Genomic DNA, 12,475 nt, shown 5'->3' with positions numbered 1-12,475 from the left:
GGTTCATAAAAGTATTAATAAGCAATAGGGTATTCAATAAAATCATGGTGATATATTGCTGCGCTTGATTATGATTTATATCAAAAAATAGATTGATATAAAAGGCTTAAAAAGATGACATTTATCATTTTTTTGATTTATATTTGATTATTACAATATATTTGATGCCTTTAAATAAAAAAACATGGAAAAACCTTTAATTGAAAATGACTGCCGTACATGCATGAATCGATGGGAGAATTTTAAAAACCTATCCGATGATGATCTTTTATTAATAAGCAAACACCGATATGAGGCTATTTTCAAACCGGGAGAAATTATATTTAAGAAAGGATCGCCAACATCCTCTGCCATTTTTCTTGTATCGGGTATGGCAAAGGCTTTTCTTGAAGGCTTAGACAATAAAAACATTATAATATCAATAGTCAAGCCAAGCATGATGGTTTCTGGACCAGGAACCTTTGGGGATATGCGGCATCATTTTACCTTAACCTCATTAACTGATGTTAAGGCTTGCTTCATCGATATGCAGGTTTTCAGGCAACTAGTACATACAAATAATCGCTTTGCCGAAGGATTACTTGAAGATATTAGCCAAAAATCCCTTTTGATGTACTATAAATTAATTGCTTTAACTCAAAAAAAGATGCCTGGTCGATTAGCCGATGCCCTATTATACCTATCTAATGTAATTTACGATTCGGATGAGTTTGATCTAATCCTCAACAGACAAGAACTTGGTGAGTTTACAAATATGGCAAAAGAAAGCGTTATTAGAATCCTTAAAGATCTTGAGGATGGTGCAGTGATTTCCTCAAATTGCTCTAGGGTCAAAATTTTGGATAAGACTAAATTACAGATGATATCTGATAATGGATAAGCCATTCATCCAATCTTTTTTTATTTACTATTCTAGTTAATACAAATCAATTCATCATATGAAAAAGAATTCGTTATTTCTTTTTAGCCCCTGGTTTATGGGAGTGCTATTCGTTGTATTTGCATTCTCAATGGCAACTGCAACCTTTATTGAAAACGATTTTGGAGCTGCTATTGCAGCAAAATGGGTGTATGGATCTAAGTGGTTTGAGTTGATTCTACTCCTTTTGGTTGTAAACCTTTTAGGGCAAATATTTATTAATAAACTACTTAATCAAAAAAAACTTGCCATCTTATTATTTCACCTCTCATTTATACTAATAATAATTGGTGCAGGTATTACTAGATACTTTGGATTTGATGGTTCAATTCACATAAGGGCAGGTGAATCACAGAACATTTGCAGCTCATCCGAAAAGCATATTCAATTTTCAATTTTGGACAATACGGGGAAACAAATTTTCAGAAGCGAAAAATCATTTGTAATTACCCCATCATCAGTTGATAAGTATTCAAAAGAGGTAGTGGTTGAAAACACTCCTTATAGTTTAAAATTGGTTGGGTTTATTCCTAATGCTGTTGAAGCACTTGTTGATGATGAAGGAGGCACTCCTATCGTTTCGTTAATGCTAACTTCTGGAATGATGGGTCGACAGACAATCTTCTTGAAAGAAGGTGAAATAAAAGAAATCAATGGATCCCCCGTTGGGTTTTGCAACAAGGATTCTTTAGATGCTAAAATTACCTGTGAGAAAGATAGTTTCTATATACAATCCTCATCAATTATCAGTACAAAAAACATGATGAATCAGGAAACATCAATTCATGAGATTGGAGAAAAAATTACACTAAAGCCAATGATGATTTATAATTTTAACAAGACTGGATTTGTTGTCCAAAAACTAAGTTCTAAGGGTATTATGAAACCTATTTATCATCAACCAAAACAGGGTGGTCATTCTCAAACAGTTTTGGAGTTTGAACTAAAAACTGGAGAAAAAAAATCAGATATATACTTATGGGTAGATAAGGATCCTAATGGCACGAAAGCTACGTATAGTTATAATGGTAATACAATTGATGTTGCCTATGGCCCAAAAGAAGTCGAATTACCTTTTGAAATCAAACTGAATAAATTTGTTTTAGAGAGATATCCGGGTTCAAACAGCCCTTCATCCTATAAAAGCGAAGTAACACTTATCGACAAGGAGCATAATGTTGAAAAGTCTTACTCAATTTACATGAATCATATTCTAAAATATAGAGGCTATAGGTTTTTTCAATCCTCCTATGATACTGATGAGAAAGGTACTGTTTTATCTGTAAATCATGATAAAACGGGTATGGTTGTTACGTACATTGGCTATATGCTTCTTTTTATTTTTATAATTCTTTCGATAATAAATAAAAACTCCCTACTTAAAACTATTACAATAAATGCATGGAAATCGCCTGTAAAAAAAGGTATTACAACTCTATTGGCTATTTTCTTAAGTACGACCCTATCCTATGGAATTGACGAAAAACTAGTTATAGATAAAAACGTTGCCGATAATTTCGGAAGAGTACTTGTGCAGGATCAAAAGGGAAGAACAAAACCTTTATTCACCTTAAGCAACGATATAATTAGAAAGGTTACTAAAAAGAATCAGTTTGAAGGTTATTCCTCAATGCAGGTATTTCTTGGATTTTATGCTGATTTTAATAGTTGGAAAAATGTTCCATTAATTAAGGTGTCGAATAGTGACTTGGCTAAAAACATAGGTGTTAATGGGGATTACGCAGCATTTACGGATGTTGTAGATGTCTCAAGTAATAGTTATAAACTTGCCAAACTTGTAGAAGAGGCTTACACAAAACCTGAAGGATCGAGGAACAAATTCGACAAGGAGATAATTAAACTCGATGAGAGAGTTAATATTCTTTACATGATCTACACTGGTGAGTTTCTTAAAATATTTCCCATCAAAGACAAATCAACCAAATGGGGTTCGCCAACTGAAGCAATAAAATATGCGGAGAGTAAAGAGGATTCATTATACCTTGCAAACATAATGAGTATGATTATTGAATCTGCTCAACATCCTTCATCATCAAATAACACAATCGAAACCGATAAACTTATTAGTTCAATTGTTGATTACCAGAAAAAATTTGCTGGTTACAATTTGCCATCAGAACGAAAGGTAAATCTTGAGGTGTTCTATAATAAAGCCAAAATCTTCGAAAAACTATTTCCTTTCTATGCTACAATAGGGTTAATCCTAATCTTTACGCTGATTTTTGGCATTGTTTCTGGGAAAGTTGTTGTTGATAGAATTATTAAATATTTAAGTATTCTGCTACTTCTTGGCTTTGTTGCACATACCATTGGTTTGATTCTTCGATGGTATATTTCGGGTCATGCACCTATGAGCAATGGTTATGAATCAATGCTCTTTATTTCGTGGGCAACTCTTTTGGCAGGTTTTATATTTAGCAAAAAATCGAATTTTGCGCTTTCTGCAACTGCTGTTTTATCTTCACTAACATTATTGGTTGCACATTTAAGTTTTATGGATCCTGAAATAACCAATCTGGTTCCAGTGCTGAAATCCTATTGGCTTACTCTTCATGTTTCTATTATAACAGGAAGTTATGGGTTCCTAGGTTTAGGTGCTGTACTTGGGTTACTTGTGATGATTCTTTACTCATTAAGAAATGCTAAAAATAATGAGAGAATCAATAAGACTATTGATGAATTGACTATAGTTAACTATAAAACTCTGACACTTGGACTATACTTTCTAACAATTGGAACATTCCTTGGAGCTGTTTGGGCTAATGAATCTTGGGGGCGTTATTGGGGATGGGACCCTAAGGAAACCTGGTCTTTAATAACAATGATAATATATAGCATTGTTATTCACTCCAGAATGATAAAACCTTTACGGAGCGTATACACATTCAACTTGCTTTCACTTTTCGCCTTCTCATCAGTGTTGATGACCTATTTTGGGGTAAACTACTATCTCTCAGGATTGCATTCATATGCTAGTGGTGATCCCATACCTGTGCCAACTTTTGTTTATATTACTGTTTTTGCTTTAATATCATTGTCGTTTTTTGCTTTAATAAAATACAAGCAAGGTAAAGTGGCTGACTAATAATATAATCCACATTGTTTCTATTTATAGGGTGAGGTAATTTAATTATCTCACCCTATTATTTTAATTATCAATTGAATATAATATTGTTTTTAAATATAGTGTTATTATAATAACAATGTTTATATAATAACAATATAATATATATATTTGTAGCATTAAATTGAAAAAAATAATTCAACATCTTTAATTAATTATTGAATATGAGGCTGAAAGATGTTGCAGAGATGCTAGAAGGAAATGTAGTTTATGGCTTAGAGCAAATCGAAAAAGAGGTAGAGTTTGCTTTTGCCTCCGACTTGATGAGCGATGTGCTTACCTTACAAAAGGATAATGTAATTCTGCTAACAGGTTTAGCAAATGTTCAGGCTTTACGAACCGCCGAAATGTCCGATATTAGCTGTATTGTTTTTGTTAGAAACAAAAAGGTAAATGAGGATATGCTTAAACTTGGTAAGGAAAGTGGAATCGTTTTAATAGAGTGTCCATGTTCGATGTTTAAGGCATCTGGAGTACTTTTTAATAATGGACTAAAACCTATTTTTTAACAAACTCTCACCCCAATGGTAATGCATTTCGAATATAAAATTGAAGGAGGTGATTTTACCAGAGCCGGAAATGCATCAAGTCAAGTAAAAAGAACACTTAAGCAGCTTAATGTTGACCCCAAAGTAATAAAAAGGGTTGTTGTTGCATTATATGAGGGTGAAGTTAATATTGTTGCCCATGCATATCACGGAGAAATACATATTGATATCGATACCGAAAAGATAAAAATGACCCTTATAGATAAAGGCCCTGGGATTCCAAACATTGAGCAAGCAATGGAAATGGGATTTTCCACAGCGACACCAGAGGTGAGAGAAATGGGTTTTGGAGCCGGTATGGGACTTCCAAATATCAAAAAAAACTCGGATAAATTTCGGATTGAAAGTGAAGTAGGTGTGGGCACAAAACTCTTTATAGAGGTTTATATTAATCAATAGCTGCCATTAAAATGGAAAGCAAGGTTTTTCATCATGCTCTTACAATTCGTCAAGATGTTTGCATCGGATGCTCACATTGTATGAGGGTGTGTCCAACCGAAGCGTTAAGAGTGAAAAATGGAAAAGCTGAACTTTATGAAAATAAGTGTATTGATTGTGGGGAATGTTTCAGAGTCTGCCCAACTAATGCTATAATCATTGAGCAGGACGATTTCAGCAAAATTTATAACTATAACTACAGAGTTGCACTTGTGCCATCAATTCTCACAGGTCAATTCTCTGATGAAATAACCGCAAGCGCAGTTACATCAATTCTTCTTAAACTTGGTTTTAACGAAGTTGTTGAGGTTGAAACGTCTGTTGAACTCCTTAAAGAAGAAATTAACTCCTATATTGCTAACAAAAGCCATTCTAAACCAGTAATTTCATCTTTCTGCCCTGCTATTGTTAGGCTAATACAGGTTAAATTTCCATCTCTAGTGGAGAATTTAATGCTATTAAAACCTCCTCTTGATATTACATCTCTTTATATTAAAAAGAAGTTGCAGGAGCGAGGAATTAGCGACAATGAAATTGGAATATTCTACATAACTCCTTGTGCTGCTAAAATTGCCGCTATTAAAAGTCCTGTAGGAGAAGAAAAATCGGAAGTTGCTGGGGTAATTAACATGAATCTTATATACAATAAGGTGTTAAAATCCCTTGTGCACCTGAGTGAAACGGAGAAAGGGTTATCAGGTCGAAAAGATTGTTTGACTGATAGTGGTTTAATATGGAGTTTAACAAATGGTGAAGCAAGTCAAGTTAAAGGGCGCAGCCTTGCAATCGATGGGGTGTATAATATAGTTGAGTTCCTTGAAAAATTAGAGAACGAAGAAATCTCCGATATTGATTTTCTTGAACTAAGAGCCTGCGATGAGAGCTGCGCGGGTGGAGTATTAACAACGGGTAATCGGTTCTTAACCGTTGAAAGGCTTCATAAAAGAGTTGAAGCAAATAAAGATAGAGAACTTAAGGGTTTTGGTAATCGGATTCTCGATTATAAAGATTTTCTAAAATCGAGAATACCTATTGGTGAGATTAAACCAAGATCGATGATGAAACTTGACGAGGATATGGCGAAGGCTATGAAGAAGATGGAACGCTCAAATCGTTTGATGTGTTTTCTGCCGGGCATCGATTGTGGAAGTTGTGGAGCACCTACTTGCCAAGCATTGGCAGAAGATATTGTTCAGGGTAAAGCAGCCATTTCACATTGTATTTTTCTTCAAAAAACTATGGAGCAAACTCATAAACTCCATCCCGATCATTCATTCAGAATTATGGAAAAGATATGGGGTAAGGATCGGTTCGAGAAAAATTGCAATAAAATTGATAAGTCAAAAAGGTATCATTAGTTCTATAAATACTATTTATTGTATTTAATTATTTGATAATAAAATAATTAAATCAGAGATACTGAAAACCAATAATAGTAAGAAGAAAAAATGGATATGATTACAATTTCTGGTGGTGTTATTTTAAAACAAATTGGTTCATCTATTACCTACAAACTAAAGTGTGACAAGTGTGGAAATGCTGAATCTTCTGAAAATACTATTACTATTATGAAAGGTGTAACAGAAATTTCAACGAAAAAGTGCTCTAGTTGTGGTAATAATCAAATCATTAAAATGAAACATGCTGCTGAATGATAAATAATATTAGCACAAACAAATAACAATATGAAAGTCTCAGAAATAGTTGAAGAATTAAACCTAGAGGTTTATTCGGGACAAAACGGACTTAATAGAGGAGTTCATGGAGGGTATTCTTCGGATTTATTAAGTGATGTTATGGGTCATGCCGAATTCGGTGATATATGGACAACCTTACAAACCCATAAAAATGTAATTGCTATTGCCTCTCTAAAAGAATTAGCTGCAGTTATCCTTGTAAAAGGCTATAAGCCTGAAGCAGATACAATCAAGCAGAGTAACGAGGAGGGTATTCCTATCCTTGGAACCAGCAAAGAGACCTTTGAAATAAACGGATTGCTATATAATCTTTTAAAAAAGTAATGAGATCCTTTTCAACCGATTTGCACATTCACACTGTTCTCTCTCCCTGCGGAGATTTGAGCATGAGCCCATCCAACATTGTTGAAAGGGCAGCCGCAATCGGTTTGGAATTAATAGCAATAACCGATCATAACAGTACGCTCCATGGTCCCACTGTAAGGAAAATAGCAGAAGAAAAAGGAATCATGGTGCTATATGGTGCAGAGGTTACAACAAAGGAAGATGTTCATTGTCTATGCCTTTTTGAAAATGAAAAGCAAAGAATACTAATTCAAAATTTCCTTGACGAAAATCGTCCAGAAATTAAGAATAACCCGGATCTTTTTGGCCATCAGGTATTGGTAGATGAGCAAGAGGAGATAATTGAGGAGGTTGAACCATTGCTGATTTCGGGTATTAATGCAAGCATAGATGAAATTGAGAAAATAGTTCATCAGATTGGTGGGTTATTTATACCTGCACATATAGATCGACCAAAATATAGCATAATGAGTCAACTTGGATTTATTCCAAAAGATTTAAAATATGATGCTCTTGAAATATCAAAGAATACTTCAATGGATACGATTTTTAAGAACTATTCATACATTAAAAATGCTCGTTTCATTAAATCATCTGACGCCCATACTTTAAATCAAATTGGTACATCCAAAATGTTTTTGAGAATGAATAATCTGAGTTGGAACGAGTTTAAGATGGCAATACTTGGAATTGAAGGCAGGGAGATAATTTTATCATGAAAGATTTATCATTACATATTCTGGATATAATTCAAAACTCTTTAGCCGCAAATGCTAGATTGATTGAAATATCTATTGATGAAAATGAAAGAAAAGATCTTATAGAGATTATTATTAAGGATGATGGAAAAGGAATGAGCAAAGAGTTTGTTGAGTCGGTAGTAGATCCTTATACTACCACACGTACAACTCGTAGGGTTGGTTTGGGAATTCCATTATTTAAGCAAAATGCTGAACGAACGGGTGGTTGTTTAACCATTACTTCACAGTTGGGGCACGGAACAACCATAACCGCTAAGTTTAAACCATCAAATATTGACTGCCCAGTTTTAGGCGATATCGCTGGGGTTATTGCATTAACCGTTTCAGGAAATTCATCAGTGGATTTTATCTATAATCACAAAATAAATGGTAACTTATTCATTTTTAACACTAAGGAAATCAAGGAGATACTTGGTGAGATATCTATCAATGATATTTCTGTTTTTAAATTCATAAAAGAGTTGATTCATTCAAATTTAGAAGAAAAACAAATAGAATCAATAGGTTATAAAACATAACTAAAAATCTACCTTTTAATTAACAATTGAAATAGTTTTGCAAACCGAAATATTATATTGATTCTAATAATAACATATATAGTATAAATAATATGGCAAAAATCAAATCATTGGATGATCTGCGGAAGATGAAGGAAAGCCTTCAGTCAAAGATCAACCTTAGGGAAAAAGGGGAAGACCCTGGAAGTCATGTTCAGATTAAAGTAGCAATGGCAACTTGTGGAATAGCATCAGGAGCTAAAACCGTAATGGAATTCTTGATGGAAGAACTTGAAAAAAGGGGTATAGAATCAGTTGTAACACAGACTGGTTGCATGGGTTACTGTTACGCAGAACCTACTATCGAAGTAACAATTCCGGGTAAGGATCCGGTAGTGTTTGGTTATGTTGATACTAAAAAGGCTGATGAAATCATCGAGAAATATATCAAAAATGGAGAACTCGTTGATGGTATCATCCCTATGAATTATGAGACTATCGATAAATAATAATCGAAAAAGGAGGATACCATAATGGCAAAGTATAAAATGCATTTACTCGTATGCGGAGGCACTGGTTGTAGAGCCTCAGCGAGCGATTCAATCATCGAAAAATTCAAAACAGAGATAGCTGAAAAAGGACTTGAAGCAGATGTTCAAGTTATTATGACTGGTTGTTTTGGATTTTGTGAAAAAGGACCAATTGTAAAAGTTCTTCCCGATAATACATTCTATACACAGGTAAAACCTGAGGATGTAACTGAAATTATTGCTGAGCATGTTATAAAAGGAAGGAAAGTAAATAGACTTCTGTACGTTGACCCCAAAAGCAAAGAGCATGTTAGCGATTCAAAGCATATGGGATTCTATCGTAAGCAGATTAGAATCGCATTACGTAACTGCGGTTTCATCAACCCTGAGAATATCGATGAGTATATTGCTCGAGAAGGATATCAAGCGGTTGGTAAAGTATTAGCTGAATATACCCCTGCCCAAACTATCGATATCATTAAGAAATCAGGATTACGTGGTCGTGGAGGCGGAGGTTTCCCAACTGGTTTAAAATGGGAGATTGCAAGCAAGAATAATGCTGATCAGAAGTATGTAGTTTGTAATGCTGATGAAGGCGACCCAGGAGCATTTATGGATCGTTCAGTACTTGAAGGTGATCCACATTCAGTGCTTGAAGCAATGGCGATCTGCGGTTACTGCATGGGTGCAACACAAGGAGTAATCTACATCAGAGCAGAGTACCCACTTGCTATTACCCGTTTAAAGATTGCTATTAACCAAGCCCGCGAGTATGGACTACTTGGCAAAGATATTTTGGGTTCAGGATTTGATTTTGATATCACCCTAAGATATGGTGCTGGTGCTTTCGTTTGTGGTGAAGAAACTGCGTTAATCCATTCAATGGAAGGCTTACGTGGTGAACCTACCAACAAACCACCATTCCCAGCAGAGAGCGGATATCTTGGAAAACCTACCAATGTAAATAACGTTGAGACATTTGCTAGTGTACCTGTTATCATCTTAAAAGGTGCTGAATGGTTTGCATCTATTGGAACAGAGAAATCAAAAGGAACAAAAGTTTTTGCTCTTGCTGGAAAAATCAATAACGTAGGTTTGATTGAAGTTCCAATGGGAACAACTTTACGTGAAGTCATTTTTGAGATTGGTGGTGGCATTAAGAACGGCAAGAAATTCAAAGCAGCACAGACTGGTGGGCCATCAGGAGGTTGCTTAACTGAAAAACATCTTGATACCCCCATCGACTTTGATAACCTGATTGCTGCTGGCTCAATGATGGGTTCAGGTGGTATGATTGTTATGGATGAAGACGATTGCATGGTATCTATTGCAAAGTTCTTCTTGGATTTTACTGTTGAAGAAAGTTGTGGTAAATGCTCTCCTTGTCGTATTGGTAATAAACGTCTTTACGAAATACTAGAGCGTATAACCAATGGTGAAGGTACAATGGAAGAACTTGACCGTTTACACAATCTTAGCCTTGTAATTAAGGATACAGCTCTTTGCGGTCTTGGTCAAACATCTCCAAATCCTGTACTATCAACCATGGATAACTTCTATCATGAGTATCTTGCTCACGTTAACGATAAGAAGTGCCCAGCTGGTCAATGCAAGTCGTTAATGAAGTATGTTGTAGATCCTGAAGCATGTGTTGGTTGTACGGCTTGTGCTCGTAATTGCCCTGTTAACGCAATCAGTGGAGAGCGTAAGAAACCACATCTAATCGATACCGCAGTTTGTATCAAGTGTGGTGCATGTATCGAGAAGTGTAAATTTAATGCTATCAGCATCAAATAATTAAAGGGTTAAAATGGAAAATATAAAATTAACAATAGATAATAGGCCTGTTGAAGTACCAGTAGGAACTACTGTTTATAAGGCCGCCAAAACCCTCGGAATTGATATTCCTGTACTTTGCTACATGGATCTTCATGATCTTGGGATTGAAAATAAACCAGCAGGTTGTCGTATATGCGTTGTTGAGGTTGAGGGTAGGAGGAATTTAGCTCCAAGCTGTTCTACAACTTGTGCGAATGGCATGATTGTTAAAACTCATACAACCCGAGTTATCAACGCTCGCCGTACTGTTATGGAGTTGATCTTGTCAGATCACCCAAAAGATTGCTTAACCTGCCCTAAAAGTGGTCGTTGCGAGCTTCAGGATATGGCTGTAAAATTGGGAATTCGTAATATCCCTGGTCAGGAGTACGCTGAGATGTCTACCTATAAGAAAGACTTCTCGCCATCCATAATTCGTGATGTTGATAAATGTATCATGTGTCGCCGTTGCGAAACCATGTGTAATGATTTTCAAACTGTTGGAGCACTAAGTGCAGTAAATAGAGGATTTATGTCAGTGGTTGCTCCAGCATTCGAGCAAGATTTAGAAAAATCGCCATGTACATATTGTGGTCAGTGTGTGGCTGTTTGCCCAACTGGTGCATTAACAGAGGTTGACCATACTCCAAAAGTAATTCGTGCTTTAGCTGATCCTACAAAGACTGTAATTGTTCAAACTGCTCCTGCTGTTCGTGCAGCTCTTGGTGAGGAATTTGGACTAGAACCAGGTACACGTGTAACAGGAAAGATGGTTGCAGCGCTTCGTCAACTTGGATTCGACTATATATTCGATACTGATTTTGCAGCTGACTTAACCATTATGGAAGAGGGAACTGAACTTCTTACCCGTTTAGGTAAACATCTAGCTGGTGATAAGAGTGTTAAGTTGCCAATCCTTACAAGTTGCTGCCCTGGTTGGGTAGGTTTCTTTGAGCATAATTATCCTGATATGCTTGATGTTCCTTCAACCGCTAAATCACCACAGCAGATGTTTGGTGCAATTGCAAAGACATACTTTGCTGATAAAATGGGTAAAAAACGCGAGGAATTAGTTGTGGTTTCAGTAATGCCATGCTTAGCTAAAAAATTCGAATGCCAACGCGATGAGTTTAAGGTTGATGGTAATCCAGATGTTGATTTCTCAATCTCAACCCGCGAATTAGCACATCTAATCAAAGAGTTCAATGTAAGATTTGACGAACTTGCCGATGAAGATTTCGATAACCCGCTTGGTGAATCAACAGGTGCATCAGTAATTTTTGGTGCTACAGGTGGTGTAATTGAAGCAGCTACTCGTACTGCTTACGAATTACATACCGGTAAGAAACTTGATAAGGTAGATTTCACTGAACTTCGTGGAATGGAAGGTATACGTTCTGCAACAATCGATTTTAATGGATTACCAATAAATATAGGTATTGCCCATGGATTAGGCAATGCAAGGAAACTTCTTGATGAAGTTCGTTTAGGAAAAACAAATTACCATGCAATTGAAATTATGGCCTGCCCAGGTGGATGTATTGGTGGGGGTGGTCAACCATTACACCATGGTGATTCTTCAATCCTAAAAGCACGTACCAAAGCAATATATACTGAAGATACAAGTAAAGTAATTCGTAAATCACATGAAAATCCTTTTATCATCAAACTTTACGAAGAGTTCCTTGGAAAGCCAATGAGCGAAAAGGCTCATCACCTGCTCCATACGCATTACTTCGATAAAAGCAAAAAGGATGTTTTCATTTAATTAACGGAG

General features: G+C 35.7%; 12 protein-coding genes. All 12 read left to right on the top strand.

The genetic code is table 11. The annotated features are described in order from the left end of the window. The first annotated feature begins 184 nt into the window (after positions 1 to 184). The 12 genes from HOO91_15650 (at position 185) to HOO91_15595 (ending at position 12,466) form a co-directional block, all read left to right on the top strand. A complete protein-coding gene (locus HOO91_15650; GenBank protein NOU18990.1) occupies positions 185 to 880 on the top strand; it encodes a Crp/Fnr family transcriptional regulator in 696 nt (231 codons plus the stop codon). Between the two features lie 58 nt (positions 881 to 938). Beyond that, a complete protein-coding gene (ccsB, locus tag HOO91_15645) occupies positions 939 to 4,025 on the top strand; it encodes a c-type cytochrome biogenesis protein CcsB (GenBank protein ID NOU18989.1) in 3,087 nt (1,028 codons plus the stop codon). Positions 4,026 to 4,228: 203 nt separating this feature from the next. Further along, the gene (locus HOO91_15640; protein NOU18988.1) at positions 4,229 to 4,573 is read left to right on the top strand and encodes a hypothetical protein; all 345 of its coding nucleotides are present in this window, start codon (positions 4,229 to 4,231) and stop codon (positions 4,571 to 4,573) included. Positions 4,574 to 4,594: 21 nt separating this feature from the next. Continuing rightward, positions 4,595 to 5,011 carry an anti-sigma regulatory factor gene (locus tag HOO91_15635; GenBank protein NOU18987.1) on the top strand — a complete coding sequence of 139 codons (417 nt, stop codon included), beginning with the start codon at positions 4,595 to 4,597 and terminating at the stop codon, positions 5,009 to 5,011. Between the two features lie 11 nt (positions 5,012 to 5,022). After that, on the top strand, positions 5,023 to 6,408 hold the full coding sequence (locus HOO91_15630; protein ID NOU18986.1) for a 4Fe-4S binding protein: 1,386 nt from the start codon (positions 5,023 to 5,025) through the stop codon (positions 6,406 to 6,408). 90 nt (positions 6,409 to 6,498) lie between these two features. Further along, positions 6,499 to 6,705 (top strand): hypothetical protein, encoded by a 207-nt coding sequence (locus tag HOO91_15625; protein ID NOU18985.1) that lies wholly within the window; start codon positions 6,499 to 6,501, stop codon positions 6,703 to 6,705. A gap of 30 nt (positions 6,706 to 6,735) precedes the next feature. Beyond that, positions 6,736 to 7,071 carry a serine kinase gene (locus HOO91_15620; protein NOU18984.1) on the top strand — a complete coding sequence of 112 codons (336 nt, stop codon included), beginning with the start codon at positions 6,736 to 6,738 and terminating at the stop codon, positions 7,069 to 7,071. Continuing rightward, positions 7,071 to 7,811 carry a PHP domain-containing protein gene (locus HOO91_15615; protein NOU18983.1) on the top strand — a complete coding sequence of 247 codons (741 nt, stop codon included), beginning with the start codon at positions 7,071 to 7,073 and terminating at the stop codon, positions 7,809 to 7,811. Before HOO91_15620 ends, HOO91_15615 begins: the two co-directional genes overlap by 1 nt. Then, positions 7,808 to 8,371: an ATP-binding protein gene (locus tag HOO91_15610; GenBank protein ID NOU18982.1), complete on the top strand. Its 564-nt coding sequence runs from the start codon at positions 7,808 to 7,810 to the stop codon at positions 8,369 to 8,371. The genes HOO91_15615 and HOO91_15610 overlap by 4 nt, the downstream gene beginning before the upstream one ends. A gap of 92 nt (positions 8,372 to 8,463) precedes the next feature. After that, entirely contained in the window at positions 8,464 to 8,859 is a 396-nt protein-coding gene (locus HOO91_15605; protein ID NOU18981.1) for a (2Fe-2S) ferredoxin domain-containing protein, read from the top strand. A 24-nt stretch (positions 8,860 to 8,883) separates the two neighbouring features. Beyond that, positions 8,884 to 10,677: an NADH-quinone oxidoreductase subunit NuoF gene (locus HOO91_15600; protein ID NOU18980.1), complete on the top strand. Its 1,794-nt coding sequence runs from the start codon at positions 8,884 to 8,886 to the stop codon at positions 10,675 to 10,677. A 13-nt stretch (positions 10,678 to 10,690) separates the two neighbouring features. Next, a complete protein-coding gene (locus HOO91_15595; protein NOU18979.1) occupies positions 10,691 to 12,466 on the top strand; it encodes a 4Fe-4S dicluster domain-containing protein in 1,776 nt (591 codons plus the stop codon). Positions 12,467 to 12,475 lie beyond the last annotated feature (9 nt).

The organism is Bacteroidales bacterium (assembly GCA_013141385.1).
GTDB lineage: Bacteria > Bacteroidota > Bacteroidia > Bacteroidales > Tenuifilaceae > UBA8529.
This window is presented reverse-complemented; position numbering and strand designations above follow the sequence as displayed.